The sequence below is a fragment of the Mesorhizobium sp. PL10 genome (assembly GCF_053714315.1).
In genome coordinates this window covers 41,773-57,426 of the sequence record NZ_JBSKBR010000012.1, presented here as the reverse complement: position 1 = coordinate 57,426, position 15,654 = coordinate 41,773, and the positions used below count along the sequence as shown (strand labels likewise).

General features: G+C 63.7%; 10 protein-coding genes. 6 read left to right on the top strand and 4 right to left on the bottom strand.

The window, feature by feature from the left end; translation table 11 throughout:
* From ACWGTO_RS20080 to ACWGTO_RS20065, 4 genes are all read right to left on the bottom strand, one after another.
* On the bottom strand, positions 1–1,257 hold the full coding sequence (locus ACWGTO_RS20080) for an Hsp70 family protein (protein ID WP_454576546.1): 1,257 nt from the start codon (positions 1,255–1,257) through the stop codon (positions 1–3).
* Between the two features lie 187 nt (positions 1,258–1,444).
* Positions 1,445–2,236 (bottom strand): TIGR02186 family protein, encoded by a 792-nt coding sequence (locus ACWGTO_RS20075; RefSeq protein WP_454576545.1) that lies wholly within the window; start codon positions 2,234–2,236, stop codon positions 1,445–1,447.
* Complete coding sequence (locus ACWGTO_RS20070; protein ID WP_454576544.1) at positions 2,236–3,159, bottom strand: sulfite exporter TauE/SafE family protein; 924 nt, start codon at positions 3,157–3,159, stop codon at positions 2,236–2,238. Before ACWGTO_RS20070 ends, ACWGTO_RS20075 begins: the two co-directional genes overlap by 1 nt.
* 193 nt (positions 3,160–3,352) lie before the next feature.
* A complete protein-coding gene (locus ACWGTO_RS20065; RefSeq protein WP_454576543.1) occupies positions 3,353–7,297 on the bottom strand; it encodes a peptidoglycan-binding protein in 3,945 nt (1,314 codons plus the stop codon).
* Positions 7,298–7,780: 483 nt separating this feature from the next.
* Between ACWGTO_RS20065 and ACWGTO_RS20060 the strand changes: the two genes are divergently transcribed.
* The 6 genes from ACWGTO_RS20060 to ACWGTO_RS20035 all read left to right on the top strand — a co-directional run bounded on the left by ACWGTO_RS20060 (position 7,781) and on the right by ACWGTO_RS20035 (position 15,583).
* Positions 7,781–8,239 carry a MerR family transcriptional regulator gene (locus tag ACWGTO_RS20060; protein ID WP_454576542.1) on the top strand — a complete coding sequence of 153 codons (459 nt, stop codon included), beginning with the start codon at positions 7,781–7,783 and terminating at the stop codon, positions 8,237–8,239.
* A gap of 287 nt (positions 8,240–8,526) precedes the next feature.
* On the top strand, positions 8,527–10,317 hold the full coding sequence (locus ACWGTO_RS20055) for an acyl-CoA dehydrogenase (protein ID WP_454576541.1): 1,791 nt from the start codon (positions 8,527–8,529) through the stop codon (positions 10,315–10,317).
* A 51-nt stretch (positions 10,318–10,368) separates the two neighbouring features.
* On the top strand, positions 10,369–11,541 hold the full coding sequence (locus ACWGTO_RS20050) for an acyl-CoA dehydrogenase family protein (RefSeq protein WP_454576540.1): 1,173 nt from the start codon (positions 10,369–10,371) through the stop codon (positions 11,539–11,541).
* 33 nt (positions 11,542–11,574) lie between these two features.
* Positions 11,575–12,783 (top strand): acetyl-CoA C-acetyltransferase, encoded by a 1,209-nt coding sequence (locus tag ACWGTO_RS20045; protein ID WP_454576539.1) that lies wholly within the window; start codon positions 11,575–11,577, stop codon positions 12,781–12,783.
* 23 nt (positions 12,784–12,806) lie between these two features.
* Entirely contained in the window at positions 12,807–15,026 is a 2,220-nt protein-coding gene (locus tag ACWGTO_RS20040) for a 3-hydroxyacyl-CoA dehydrogenase NAD-binding domain-containing protein (RefSeq protein ID WP_454576538.1), read from the top strand.
* Positions 15,027–15,037: 11 nt separating this feature from the next.
* Complete coding sequence (locus ACWGTO_RS20035) at positions 15,038–15,583, top strand: thioesterase family protein (RefSeq protein WP_454576537.1); 546 nt, start codon at positions 15,038–15,040, stop codon at positions 15,581–15,583.
* Positions 15,584–15,654 lie beyond the last annotated feature (71 nt).

Here is a 15,654-nt window from a genome sequence, read left to right as displayed (position 1 = left end):
TTAGCTGAACTTCCGCCGGGCATCCAGCGCCAGGCCAAGGCCGACCGAGCCGAACATATCGCCCTCGATGACAGCGGCCTCCGGTACCAGCGACAGGATTTCGCGTCTTGCCAGCGGGATGGCGGTCGAACCGCCAGTGAGGAACACGGCTGTGATCTCAGACGCCGTCACGCCGGCATCGGCAATCGTGCGCCGCACGGTCGCGGACACCCGCTCGATGTCGGCGGCAATCGTTTCCTCCAGGTCGCGTCGGCTGAGCTCGGCCGCAAAACGCGCGCCGGGCAGGGCCACCGCCACTTCGGCCGAGGCCTGCTCCGTCAGCGCGATCTTGGCCCGTTCGACCAGGCCGGCCAGGGCATGGCCGTAGCGATGCTCGACGATGTGGATGAAGCGGTCGACCAGGTCGGCGCGGACGGCCTCGAAGCGGATTTGCTTGAGATGCGTCATCGCCTTGGCGGTGTAGACGAGATTGATGCGCTGCCAAGTCGCCAGGTCGATGAAATAGCTCGCCGGCAGATTGCGTTTGCCGTCCTTGGTCGGCGTCAGATAGCCGAGCTGCGGCATGACATGGGCAATGCTGAGCAGGCGGTCGAAATCAGTGCCGCCGATGTGGATGCCGCGATTGGCAAGGATGTCGTCCTTGCGATCACTTGAGCGGGCGCGCTGCGGCGAAACCCGTACGATCGAGAAGTCGGACGTGCCGCCGCCCATGTCGACGATCAGCGCCAGCTCCTCGCGCTTCACGTTCTGCTCATAGTCGAGCGCCGCCGCGATCGGTTCGAACTGGAAGGCGATGTGCTTGAAGCCTTGCGCGCGCGCCGCCTTTTCAAGCTCGCCCTGGGCCTTGGCATCGGCTTCCGCATCGTCGTCGACGAACTGCACCGGACGGCCGAGCACGATGCTCTCCACCGGAGCGCCGGCATCTTCTTCAAGCCGCCTCTTCAAATGGCTGACGAACATGCCGACAATGTCGATGAAACCGATCTGGCGTGCCTTGATGCGCGTCTTCTCATGCGCCAGCGAACTGCCGAGCACGCTCTTCAGCGACCGCATCAGCCGGCCTTCTATGGCGTCGGTGTAGTCGGCAATCGCGCGGCGGCCGAAATAGGTGTGGCCGTCCTCGAAGTTGAAGAAAACAGCACTCGGCAATGTCGGCTGTTCCCCTTCCAGCGCCACCAGCCGTGCCTGGCCGTTGCGGATCACGCCCACCGTGGAATTGGACGTGCCGAAATCGATGCCGCCAAATGCCTGATGCATTGCAGCCTCCTGTCATTGGGTCGCGGTGGCCAGCGCCGAAAAGCACTGTCATCCGGCTGTCCGGACCGCTTGCCGAATTGATTGTGCGTATTTGCCCGAGGGTTGGGAGGCGGCGATCTATCCCATAAACGGGGAAAGGGGAACCCTGTTTTTCCGGGAAATGGGCTTTCCATTTCCCCCGGGGGCGTCAGTCCTTGCGGAAGATCAGCCTGCCCAGCCAGCCGGTGATCATGGCCAGCGACACGGCGAAGACGCCGTAGAGAAAGGAATAATCGTGCGCGACGCGAAAGATCGACTGTTCGAAACCCGATTTGCGGATTTCAAGCTGGGCCGAGCTTTCCTTGAGGAACAGGCCGCTCTTGAACAGGAAGGCGCGGGCTTTATGCGTTCCAACTGGTACGTTCGGCGCCAGCCGTACGGTGGCGCGGAACAGATTTTGCGACAGGAACTGCACGCCGCCGACATTCTCGCTGTAGAGGCCGGTCGCCGCCTTGCGCTCGCGCAGCGCTACGGTAAATTCCTCGATCGTCGCCGGGCTGTCGGTGGCGTCCGCGGGCTTCATGTAAAGGTTGGAGGCTCCGAGAGAAAGCTGCTTGTAGCTGTTGGGTTCGGTGATGTCCTGCAGCGGCCTCGTCGTGGCGACGGAATAGGACACCGGCACATTCTCGAAGGTCTCGGATTCCAGATTGACCCAGACGCCGAGCACCCGGTCCTTGCGACGCACCACCACCGGCCGCGGCGGCCCTTCGAGCACGACGATGACGTCATAGCGCCCCTGCCGCGCGACCAGCGGGTCGGGGTTTTCCAGCGACCCGAAAATGGTCAGGTCGGCGCCGGAAAAGCCGGCGGTGATCGACACGGCGTCCGTGGAAAGACCGATCTGGATGCCTTCCGGCAGTGGGTTCGGCGACTGTGCTGCCGCCGGCAGGGCGAGGGCGAACAGCAAAGCGGCGGTCGCGAACGTGCTCCACCGCCGCATCAGTTCAGGCCTGCGGCGGTCAGCGAATAGAGGTTAGGCGGCGTGACGAAGAGATCGATGGCCAGCCGGATGGCAACCGCCAGCACCAGCAGCGCCAGCAGCGCCCTCAGCTGTTCGCCGCGCAGCTTCTGGCCCGCCTTGGCGCCATATTGCGCACCGGCCACACCGCCCGCCATCAACAGGAAGGCAAGCATGACGTCGACCGTCTGGTTGGTGGTGGCGTGCACCAGCGTCGTGTAGGCCGAGGTGAAAATGATCTGGAACAGCGAGGTGCCGATGACGACGTTGGTAGGCACTTTCAGCAGGTAGATCAGCGCCGGCACCATGATGAAGCCGCCGCCGACACCCATGATCGACGACAGGAACCCGATGCCGGCGCCAAGCCCAAGCACCGGGATGACGCTGACGAACAGCTTCGAGGCCCTGAACCGCATCTTCAGCGGCAGCCGGTGGATCCAGTTGTGCTGGCCGGATTTCTTCAACACCGGGGCGGCACCGCTGCGCGTGGCGCGCAGCGCATTGACGCTTTCGATCAGCATCAGTCCGCCGACGGTGCCGAGCAGCACGACGTAGAGCAGCGAGATGAACAGATCGAGCTGGCCAAGCCGGCGCAGCAAGGCAAAGACGAAGACGCCGCCGGTCGAGCCGACAATGCCGCCGGCCAGCAACACCCCGCCAAGTTTGAAGTCGAGCGTGCCCCGCTTCATGTGCGACAGCGCGCCGGAGAAGGATGAGGCGATGACCTGATTGGCGCCGGTGGCGACCGCGATCGCCGGCGGGATGTTGTAGAAGATCAGGAGTGGCGTGATCAGGAAGCCGCCACCGACCCCGAACATACCCGACAGGAAACCCACCGCCGCGCCCATCGCCAGCAGGACGAAGACGTTGACGGAGATTTCCGCGATCGGGAGATAGATGCCCACCCGTCAGTCTCGATCAGTTTGCCTGTCGGCGATTGCAGCCATTCGCGGGCATTGTCGCACCGAAAAGCCAATTTTTTCTTGCGCCGCCGGGGCGGCCGGGTCAAACCCCGCCGCCCTGCCGAAACAAAAAACATCTCAATCAGTTAACAGGCAAATGTGTGGCAAGGGCGTCGCGTTAGCGACGCATCTGCCGTTATTTGTGCGCCAGCAGCGCCTTCACCAGCTTTTCGTCGATTTCGCCAGTCGCCTGCATCTTGTTGTCGGTCTGGAAAGCCATGATCGCGGTCTTGGTCTTGCCGCCCATCACGCCATCGGCGCCGCCGGCATCGTAGCCGTTTTTATTGAGGATGAGCTGGATGTTCTTGACCGCCTTCTTCATGTCGACGCTGGCGGTCGTCTGCGGCGTACCTTCCTGCCAGGATTCAGGGATGTCGGCCGAGTTGGACGCCGGGTCGAGTGGCTTCGGCTTCCACAGTTCGGTGGCGGCGCGCGCCCGCTCGAGCTGTTCGGGCCTCAGCGCACTGGCGACCTCGTCACGCTTGGCCGCGGCATCCTTGTCGCCGGTCTTGGCGACAAGCGCGAACCATTTGTAGGATTCCTCCAGGCTCTGCTTCATGCCGACGCCCTTGGCCGCCAGGATGCCGAGATTGAACTGGCTGTCCTTGACGCCGACATCGGCCGCGGCCTGGAACCAGTGCGCGGCCGATTCATTGTCGGTCACCCCGTCCGCGGCCATGGCGAAGAGCACGGCCAGATTGTGCATGGCGCTGGCGTTACCTTGCGCGGCGGCAAGCTGGTAGAAAGTCTTTGCCTTCTTGATGTCGCGCGTGACGCCGATGCCCTTCTCGTAGAAATTGCCGATGCGGTATTCGGCCGGCGCGAAGCCCAGTTCGGCCGATTTTTCGTACCATTTGGCGGCCGCCGACATGTCTTCTTTCACGCCGCGCGATTCGGCATAGCGCGAGCCGAGCTCGAACAGCGCCTTGGCGTCGCCGCCGGCGGCCGCGTCGCGCAAAGCCTGTGGGCCGGCATCGGTCGGAATGTCGATCTTGGCAACGACCGGCGTTGCCGCGATGTCAGCGGGTGGAACGGCGCCGGTCGTATCCGATGCCGAGGGCGCCGTGACGGCAGCCGCAGGCTGCGCGTCAGCCGCCGCCGGTTCCGCAGTGGCGGTCGTCGGCAGCATTGCGTCTGGCGTCGGGGCCGGATCGGCCAAAGCCATCGGCGCGGACGCGGGTTCGAAGGGCGGTACTTCGGGAGCGGTGACCGAGGCTGCATCCATCGGTGCATCGTTGCCAACTGCCGGCTGCGAGGGCTCCGCCTGCCTGACGATGCGAGCCGGCGTGTCCTGCACGGCTGGCTGCGCGTCTGCCTTGGGTTGGCTGGCGGCATTGACCGAGGCGATCTCGACCGGCTGCGATGCGACAATCGGCGCTGTATCGTTGCTTGCGACCTCGACCGGGTCGGCGAAGAAGGCCTTGCCCAACTGCAGGCCGGCAAGCGCCAGCATGATCGCGATCGCTCCCATCAGGATCGGCTTGCGACGCGCCTTGAGCAGGTCGCCGATCCGCAGCGCTTTCACCGGGCCCTTCATGGTGGACTGGCGTTTCAGCGCGTCGGCCTCGGCGGCAGCGGCCTGCGCCGCGCGCCGGGCGGCGGCGATGAAGTCGGATTTCGATGCATCGCCGGTGCTTTGGCGCGCCGGCGGCCCGCGCTCATCGCGCACGCGCTTCATGATGGCGTTGAGGTCGGGCGCGCCTGAACCTGGCTCCAGCGGCCGGTTGGCGAGCTTCGGGTCGAGCGGCTCGTCGAGATCGACGCTCGGCATGTCGACATTGGGCGCAGAGCCGGCAAGCGGCGGCATGTCGGCCTGCTTCTTGCCCCTGAAAGCGCGCGCCAGTTCGCCGAACAGCGATTTCTTGGCCTTGCCTTCGCCCTGCTCGGTAATCGTATCGGAACCGAGCGCCGCCTGGGCAGCGGCCGCGGCAGCCTCGGCCGGCGAGCGCCGCACCGGCTCGCTGCGCATGTCTGGTTCGGCGCGCATATCGGGCTCGCTGCGCATGATGGCGGCGGCGCGGCCGTCGAGGTCGGCCATGTCTCCGGTCAACGGCAGCGGCTGGTCGATGTCCATCGACGGCGCATCCTGCACCGCGATCTTGGAGGCGCGGGCCGCGCGGGCCCGCCGCGCCGGTTCCGCCGGCGTATCCAGGAGTTCGCTCACCGCCTCGACCGGCTCGCTGGTCTCCAGCGAACCCAGGCGATCGACGATCTTGAGCAGCGTGTCGTGAATGGCCTCGAATGTCCGCGAATTGCGCTCGTCCGAACGGCGCGTCAGCGCTTCCAGCGTCTTCAGATCCTGGGCGAGGCCGGTGACGGCCGCAGTGTTGGCATTGGAATCGGCCAGCGAGCGCACCGCGCTCTCGGCCGCTTCGCGCGCCGCGCCCATGATGGACTCGCGGGTTCCGGCCAGCGATTTCTCGATTTCGTTGAGTCGCGGGCTGATGTCCTCGAATTCCGGCAGCGGCGTGCCGGGCTTCGACAGATGCGCCGACAGGCCCGAGACCTGAGCCTCGAGGCTGCGGATCAGCGCCGGATCGATGCCGGCGACCTGCGCGGCCGACGAGTCCAGCCGGCTTGAAATGTCTTCGAGCCGGCTTTCCAGGCCGCGGATCGCCGCCTCGTTGGCAGGATCGGGAACACGCGTCTCCATGCGTTTGGCAAGCGCGGTGAAGCGGGCGTCGATGGCGTCCATGATTTCGGTGTTGTCGGCTTGCGGCTGACGCTGGTCCAGCCGGTCGGCGACCTCGTCCAGCCGCCGCTCGAGGTCGCGAAACAGCATGTTGCCCTGCTCGATGGCGTCGCCCTGCCGGCGTTCCATCATGCCCGACAGCACGTCGAAGCGCTGTTCCAGACCCTGGAAGATATACTCGGCGTCGGGCATGGCCGGGGCGCGGTCGATCTTGTCGGCAATCATCGCGATCTGCTTGCCGAGGCGCTCCATCGCCTGTTCCGGCAGATTGGCGCGGCCGGCGAGGTCGTCGACCCGGTTCGACAGCATGCTGAGACGGTCGAGAACCTCGCCGCTCGGACGAACCTGCACGACCTCCTCGATCTGCTGCGCCAGCGAGGCGATCCGCTTCTCGATGCGCTCGAACGGCTCGGGGTCGAAGGAATTGGCCTGGGCGGCGACAGTCGAGGCGACGATGGCGCGCGTAATCTCGTCAAGCCGTTCGTCGATCAGGCCGAGCGTGTCGCCGCCGCGGTTGTTCTGCTGGCTGACGAAGTGATCGACGGCGCCGGCAAGCGTGCGGACCTTTTCCTCCATCGAGCGCAGCGACAGCGATTCCGGCAGATTGTTGACGGCATTGCTGATCTGCTCGAGCCGGTCGGTCAGGGCCGAAAACCCGGGGCCGTCCGCGCGGTTGCGCTGATCGGCGTCGACGCGGTCCTCAAATGCGCTCCAGCGGCGGTCGAAATCGTCCCAGCGGCGGTCGACCTTCAGCACGCTTTCCTCGCGCGCCAGCGTGTCGAGCGCGGTCTTCACCTGCTCGAGTTCGAGCCGCAGCATGTTGACGCTTCTGTCGTCGCTCTTCTCGGCCAGCGTCTGGATGGCGCCGGACAGCCGCTCGAATTCGAGGCCGAGTTCCGCGCTGCCCTTGCCGGGCAAGCCGCCTGACTGGTTGCCCGCCTGGAATGCCCGCTCGATATCCTTGCGCAGAGCGGCAAATTCGCGCTGCAGGCCGGCAGTCATCTGATGGCGCAGTTCTTCGCGCAAGCCGCGCAATTCGCCGGCGATCTTGCCGACCACGGCGACACTGTCCTCCTGGCCGCGCACACGGTCGATGTCGCGCGCGATCGCCTGATAGTTCTGGTCGAAGCCGGCCGGCGCCGGGCTTTTCGGCCGTGGCGCGGGTTGCGGATCCTCATACCAGCGCGGCGGGGCGTAGGGCTGCGCGCTGGCGTAGCGCGGCTCGACCGGTGGCCGGCGCGGATCGAAGCGCTCTCCCGTGTCCTCGCGCTTGCGCTCCAGCCGCTGTTCCAGCGTTTCCAGCGAGCGGTTCAATTCATCAAGCGTGGTGTTCGGCCTGCGTGGCCTGCCGGTGTTGAGTGTATCGAGATAGGACCGCTTGCTGTTCATCGATGCGCTCGTTTTTCAGAATGGCCGGCTTGCTGCCAGTTTTCCCCAAAGTGCCTGTCGGGAACGAAGGCGGCCGCGCGGCTGTGCTGCGGCGGAAGACGAGCTTCCCGGGCCAGGCCCGCGCTCCGAAAAACCGTGAAAAATTCGCTACAGGATAAACACGGATGACCGACATGCGCACATTTCACCCATCATGGTAAACAAGGCGTTAACCAAGCTTAAGAAGTTACCGCATTGCTGAAATACAGGCAGCGCCCGTTCGGACCTGCACCGGGGGGTGCGGCATAAGGTTTCGCAATTCCAGAACGCCCTTGCGTCATGAGGCGGCTATCGATATAGAATTGACGTAAACGTAAGAGGGGCGCTTTTCGTGCCTTTTGCGATGAATTAGTTGAAACCCACGACTGGAAGCATGCCCCCGCTTCCACTCAGGCGTAGCAAGGTCCGAGACCGCGACGCCACTACAGGGGAAAGCCAGTGACCATGAAACTTGTTTCGCCCGGCGAAGCCGCGGCCAACACCAACAATATCTCTGTCGAAGCCGGTGAGGAACTCGTGCGCATCGGCGAGATGGCCAAGAAATACGGCGTGACCCTGCGCACGCTGCGTTTCTATGAAGACAAGGGCCTGCTCAATCCGAAGCGCGACGGGGCAACGCGCCTCTACACGCGTCGCGACAAGGCGCGGCTGAAGCTGATCCTGCTCGGCCGCAAGGTCGGGTTCTCGCTGCGTGACGTCAAGCAGATGATGGATCTTTACGATCCGACCGGATCCAACACCAAGCAACTGCGGCTGGCTCTCGACAAGTCGGAGAAGCAGCTTGCCCGCCTGCAGAAGCAGCGCGCGCTGATCGACGACGCGATCAACGAGCTGAGCGGCTCGATGTCGGCCGTCCGCCAGATGCTGTCCGAGCGTTCAGCTCCAGCCAGCGCCGCGAGCTGAACTCGCTGCGCCATTTACGGCGCAAGCTTCGATGAACAAGAGCCGTGCGGTCAGCCGCGCGGCTCTTTTCGTTTGCCATCATACTCGCTTGCGCAACCCATGCGTCGCTGGTGTCCGTCACCTCGTGCCGATAGGCTGGCAAAGGAAATTTTGTCGCGGCAATAAAATTGACGTTTACGCAAACGTCAATTTTTGCTATCCCGCTTTCAACATTGGTCCGCATGCTGCCCAGAGCTCATTTTCGGGGCCTGATCCCGCGACCAAGACCCGCATGGTGGAGGAAACACATGCCGATCTACAGGGCTCCCGTCCAGGACACGCTGTTCGTGCTCAATGAGGTGCTGGGCTACCAGCGCTATTCCAATCTTCCAGGATTTGCCGACGCGACGCCCGATGTGGTCGAGGCGATCCTCGCCGAGGGCGCCAAGCTCGCCGAAAACGTGATGCATCCCTTGAACCGTGTCGGTGACATGGAAGGCTGCGTGCGCCACGACGACGGCTCGGTGACAACACCGAAAGGTTTCAAGGAGGCCTACGACCAGTATCGCGAAGGCGGCTGGATGGGACTGGCGGCGCCCGTGGAATTCGGTGGCCAGGGCCTGCCCTATGCGGTGCACACCGCGGTTGCCGAATACATGGTGTCGGCCAACATGGCGCTGATGATGTATCCTGGCCTGACTCAAGGCGCGATCGCGGCGATCATCACCCATGGCACCGACGAGCAGAAGGCGACTTGGCTGCCGAAGCTGGTCGCGGGTTCCTGGACCGGCACCATGAACCTGACCGAGCCGCATTGTGGCACCGATCTCGGTCTGCTGCGCACCAAGGCGGTGCCGAACGGCGATGGCACCTACAAGATTTCGGGCCAGAAGATCTTCATCTCGGCCGGCGAGCACGACATGTCGGACAACATCGTCCACCTCGTGCTGGCCCGCATCGAAGGTGCGCCGGAAGGCGTCAAGGGCATTTCGCTGTTCATCGTGCCGAAGCTCAAGCTCGATGATTCGGGCAATCCAGCCGACAAGAACACGCTCTCCTGCGGCTCGATCGAGGAGAAGATGGGCATCCACGGCAATTCGACCTGTGTCATGAACTATGACGAGGCCGAGGGCACGCTGCTCGGCGAGGCCAATGGCGGCCTGAAGGCGATGTTCACGATGATGAACGAAGCCCGCCTCGGCGTAGGTCTCCAGGGACTGTCGCTGTCCGAAATCGCCTACCAGAACGCGGTCTCCTACGCCAAGGACCGGCTGCAGGGCCGTTCGCTGTCGGGCGCCAAGGCGCCGGACAAGAAGGCTGACCCGATCATCGTCCATCCCGATATCAGACGCTCGTTGATGACCATGAAGGCCTTCAACGAGGCCGGCCGCGCGCTGGCTCTGTGGACGGCGATCAAGTCCGACATCGCCCACCGCTCCGCCGACGACAAGGACCGCCAGGCCGCCGACGATTACACCGGCCTGCTGACGCCGGTGGTCAAGGGCGTGCTGACAGACAAGGGTTTCGACCACGCCGTCATGGCGCAGCAGGTGTTCGGCGGCCACGGCTATATTGAAGAGCACGGCATGAGCCAGTTCGTGCGCGATGCCCGCATCGCCATGATCTATGAAGGCGCCAACGGTATCCAGGCGCTCGATCTCGTCGGCCGCAAGCTCGGCCTCAACGGCGGCCGTGCCATCCAGGCCTTCTTCAAGGATGTAGGCGAGTTCTGCGAGGAGAACCGTGCCGACGAGAGGCTGGTGCCGTTCACCAAGGCCCTGAAGAAGGGCCTCAACGATCTGCAGGCGGCCACCATGTGGCTGCTGCAGAACGGCATGGCCAAGCCCGACAATGCCGGCGCCGCCTCTACCGACTACATGCATCTCTTCGGCCTTGTGGCGCTGGGCTACATGTGGGCGCAGATGGCCAAGGCGGCTCTCGGCAAAACCGGCGCCAATGGCACCCAGTCCTTCTACGACAACAAGGTGGTGACGGCGCGCTTCTTCATGGAGCGGATCATGCCCGAGACGTCGGCACATCTCGCCCGCATTTCCAGTGGTGCGGACACGCTAATGGCGCTGCCTGCGGAAGCGTTCTAGGTTTGTCGGGCCGGCGCCGCCGGCCCACATTGTCGGAACGCGGAGGAAATCGTGGCGACAAATCCAGCCGAAGTGCTCTCTTTGCCGAAGCCTGCCTGGGCGGCGGAAGAGGTCGGCATGCTTTACGACATGGCGCATCGCTTCATGTTGGAAGAGATCGCGCCGCGCTACGACGAGTTTGAGAAGAACGAAATGGTCGACCGCGAGAGCTGGCGCAAGGCCGGTGCCGCCGGCCTGCTCTGTGCCTCGATGCCGGAGGAATATGGCGGCTCCGGCGGCACGTTCGCGCATGAGAGCGCCATCATCGAGGCGATCGGCCATGTCGGCGTCGACGGGTTCGGCATCGGCCTGCACAATGCCATCGTCGCCCCTTACATCCTTCACTACGGCTCCGAAGAGCAGAAGAAGAAATGGCTGCCGAAACTGGCGACCGGCGAGCTGATCGGCGCCATCGCCATGACCGAGCCGGGCGCCGGCTCCGACCTGCAAGGCGTCAAGACGCGGGCCGAGAAGGACGGCAACCAGTACAAGATCAACGGCTCCAAGACCTTCATAACCAACGGCCAGCTGGCTAATTTCATCATCGTCGTCACCAAGACCGATCCGGCCAAGGGCGCCAAGGGCACCTCGCTGATCGTCATCGAGACCGACGCGGTCGATGGCTTTGAGCGCGGCCGCAACCTCGACAAGATCGGGCTGAAGGCCAACGACACGTCGGAATTGTTCTTCAACGATGTGCGGGTGCCGACCTCCAACCTGCTCGGTCATGAAGAGGGGCAGGGCTTTATCCAACTGATGCAGCAATTGCCGCAGGAGCGGCTGCAGATCGGCACCGGCGCCATCGCGATGATCGAACGCGCGCTTGCGCTGACCATCGACTACGTCAAGGATCGCAAGGCCTTCGGCAAGGCGATCATCGAGTTCCAGAACACCCAGTTCAAGCTCGCCGAATTGAAGACCGAGGCCACCATAGGCCGCGTCTTCTACAATGACTGCGTCACCCGCCATATCAATGGCGGTCTCGACCCGGTCACCGCCTCGATGGCCAAGTACTGGCTCTCGGACCTGCAGGGAAAAGTCGTCGACGAATGCCTTCAATTGCATGGCGGCTATGGCTACATGAATGAATATCCGATCGCCCGCATGTTCCGCGACGCCCGCGTTCAGCGCATCTACGGCGGCACCAACGAGATCATGAAATTGCTGATCGGCCGCTCTCTCTGAGAGCCACGACCGGCAAACCCAAGGAGCAAGAAAATGGCCGAAGCTTATGTCTACGACGCCGTGCGCACGCCGCGCGGCAAGGGCAAGAAGGATGGCTCGCTGCACGAAGTGCCGGCGGTGCGGCTCGCCGCCAGGACGCTCGAGGCACTGCGCGACCGCAACGGGCTCGACACCGGCAATGTCGACGACATCATCTTCGGCTGCGTCGATCCGGTCGGCGAGGCCGGCTCCGTCATTCCGCGCGCCGCCGCCTTCGAGGCCGGCTACGACAACAAGGCGCCGGGCATGCAGATCTCGCGCTTCTGCGCATCGGGTCTCGACGCCATCAACTTCGGCGCCGCCAAGATCGCGCAGGGCGCCGACGAGATCGTCATTGCCGGCGGCGTCGAATCGATGTCTCGCGTCGGCATGGGCGCCTCCGGCGGCGCTTGGTTCATGGACCCGTCGGTCGGTCTGCCCGGTTGGTTCGTGCCGCAGGGCATTTCGGCCGACCTGATCGCCACCAAATACGGTTTTTCGCGCGACGACGTCGACGCCTATGCGGTCGAGAGCCAGAAGCGCGCCGGCAAGGCCTGGGCCGACGGCCGTTTCAAGAATTCGGTGATCCCGATCAAGGACCAGAACGGCCTCACCATTCTCGACCATGACGAGCATATGCGGCCCACGACCGACATGCAGTCGCTGGCTTCGCTCAACCCGTCATTCGTCATGCCGGGCGAAATGGGCGGCTTCGACGCGGTTGCCGTGCAGAAGCATCCGGAAGTGGAAGAAGTGAACCACGTCCACCATGCCGGCAATTCGTCCGGCATCGTCGATGGCGCTGCCGCCGTGCTGCTCGGCTCGAAGAAGGCCGGCAAGACCATGGGCCTGAAGCCACGCGCCCGCATCCGCGCCTTCGCCAATATCGGCTCCGAGCCGGTGCTGATGCTGACCGGTCCGGTCGACGTCACCGAAAAGCTGTTGAAGCGCGCCAAGATGAAGCTGTCGGATATCGATCTGTTCGAACTCAACGAAGCCTTCGCCTCGGTGGTGCTGCGCTACATGCAGGCCTTCGACATCCCGCACGACAAGATCAACGTCAATGGCGGCGCCATTGCCATGGGCCATCCGCTCGGCGCCACCGGCGCGATGATCCTGGGCACGGTGCTGGACGAGTTGGAGCGGCGCGACCTCAACACCGCCTTGGTGACGCTCTGCATCGGCGCCGGCATGGGCACCGCAACGATCATCGAACGCGTCTGATTTTCGGCCCGAAGGAGAAAGACATGACCTACACAAACTTCACGGTCGAGACCGACGCCGACGGCATTGCGCTGGTCACCTGGAACATGCCGGACCGCTCGATGAACGTCTTCACCGAAGAGGTGATGAACGAACTCGACAAGATCATCGATCAGGTGGTGGCCGATGCCGGCATCAAGGGTGCAGTGATCACCTCGGGCAAGGACAGCTTCTCCGGCGGCGCGGATCTCACCATGCTGCAGAGGATGCTGACGGTCTTTGCGAAGGAGAAGACCAAGGATCCGGAGAAAGCGGCAAAGTTGCTGTTCGACAACGCCGGCCGCATGGGTGCCCTTTGGCGCAAGCTCGAAACCTCGGGCAAGCCTTGGGTTTCGGCGATCAATGGCACTTGCATGGGCGGCGCTTTTGAGCTGTCGCTGGCCTGCCATGGCCGCGTGGCCGCCGACTCCGAAAAGGTCAAGATGGCCCTGCCGGAAGTCAAGGTCGGCATTTTCCCGGGCGCCGGCGGCACCCAGCGCGTGCCGCGCCTGACCGACCAGCAGCAGGCCTTGCAGATGCTGACCACCGGCCAGAACCTGTCGCCGCAGAAAGCCAAGGCGATGGGCCTGATCCACGAAATCGCCGAACCGGCGAAGCTGATCGAGACCGCCAAGGCATTGATCAAGAACGGCCTGAAAGCCGTCCAGCCCTGGGACGAGAAGGGCTTCAAGCTGCCCGGCGGCCAGATCTATTCCCCCGCCGGCTTCAACCTGTGGCCACCGGCCATCGCCATCCTGCGCCGCGAAACCTATGGCAATTATCCGGCCGCCGCTGCCATCCTGAAATGCGTCTATGAAGGCCTGTTGGTGCCGTTCGACACCGGCTTGAGGATCGAACAGCGCTATTTCACCGAAATCATGCAGTCGAAGGAAGCGGCGGCGATGATCCGCTCGCTGTTCGTCTCGCTGCAGGAGCTGAACAAGGGCGCCCGCCGTCCGGCCGGAGTGCCCGAGACGAAGTTCAAGAAGATAGGCATTCTCGGCGCCGGCTTCATGGGCGCCGGCATTGCCTTTGTCACCGCCAAGGCCGGTATCCCGGTCGTGCTGCTCGACCGAGACATGGCGTCGGCCGAAAAGGGCAAGGCGCATTCCGACAGCCTGATCTCGGATCAGGTCAAGAAGGGCCGCGCCAAGCCCGAGGATAAGGACAAGCTCCTGTCGCTGATCACGCCGACGGCGGACTATGCTGACCTCGCCGGCTGCGATCTGGTGGTCGAGGCGGTGTTCGAGGATTCAGCCGTCAAGAAGGCAGCCACCGAACAGGCCGAAGCGGTGCTCAAATCGTCGGCGATCTTTGCCTCCAACACCTCGACAATCCCGATCACAGCGCTGGCCAAGAATTCGGCGCGGCCGAAGAATTTTGTCGGCATCCACTTCTTCTCGCCGGTCGACAAGATGATGCTGGTCGAGATCATTCTGGGCAAGAAGACCGGCGACAAGGCGCTTGCCACCGCCATCGACTTCGTGCGCGCCATCAAGAAGACGCCGATCGTCGTCAACGACACGCGCGGCTTCTACGTCAACCGCTGCGTGCTGCGTTACATGTCGGAAGCCTACAAGATGCTGATCGAGGGCGTTCCGGCGCCGATGATCGAGAATGCCGCCAAGGCCGCAGGCATGCCGGTCGGTCCGCTGGCGCTGACCGATGAGACGGCGATCGACCTGGCTCAGAAGATCATGAAACAGACCATCAGGGACCTCGGCGACAAGGCCGTCGATCCGATGCAGATGGCGCTGATCAACACGATGGTCGATACCCATGGCCGCTTCGGCCGCAAGAACGGCAAGGGCTTCTATGACTATCCGGCGAAGCCCGCCAAGAAGAAGCTGTGGCCGGGCCTGAAAGACCTTTATCCGCAGCTGAAGGCCGAGAAGATCGACTATAAGGAGCTGCAGCAGCGCCTGCTGGTCACCATCGCGCTGGAAGCAGCAAGGGTGATGGAAGAAGGCATCGTCACCGACCCGCGCGAGGCCGATGTCGGCTCGATCTTGGCCTTCGGCTTCGCGCCGTTCACCGGTGGCGCGCTGTCCTATATCGACGGCATCGGCGCCAAGGAGTTCGTCAGGATCGCCAAGGCACTGCAGAAGAAATACGGCGCCGAGTTCAAGGCGCCCAAGCTGCTGCTCGACCTGGCCGAGAAAGGCGAGACCTTCTACCAGCGCTTCGACCCCTATGCGAAGGGTGAGGTGAAGAAGGCCGCTTGATCTAGCGCCCCATGTACGTCTGGGGGCGTCTGGCGCGCACGATGGCCACGGCAAGGCGCCGTGGCCCCTATGTGGTCGGTAGCGAAAGCCGGCTGGCTTTCCGCTGCCTGCCAACCGACATCGACTTCAACAGCCATCTCAACAACGCCCGCTACATGATGCTGGCCGATCTTGGCCGCATCGACATCTTCCTGCGCATTGGCCTCATCGCGCTGGCGCGCAAGAAAGGCTGGGCGCCGATGATCGGCGGGTTGCAGTCGGTCTATGTGCGCGAGATCAGGCTGTGGCGTCGCTTTGAGGTGGTGTCCTCGATCGAGGCCTGGGAGGGCACACAGGTCATCGGCAAGCACCGGTTTGTCCTCGACAATGACGAGACGGCCGCGCTGATCATGACCACCGGCGGCGTCTATGACCGTGGCGGCCGTCGCTTTGTCGACATCGACGAAGTCGTGGCGGCACTTGGCCTTTCGACAGCACCGCGCCCGCCGACGGAGGTGGCGCGGATTTTCATGACCTCTCACCAAAATTTGCGCAGCCTGGCCAAGTCGGGCGACTGAACCGTTTGTGATCGGGACCGCCGGTGGACAAAGCCCTGGCCGAGCGCTAGAAGGAAAAGGTATTTTTTCCT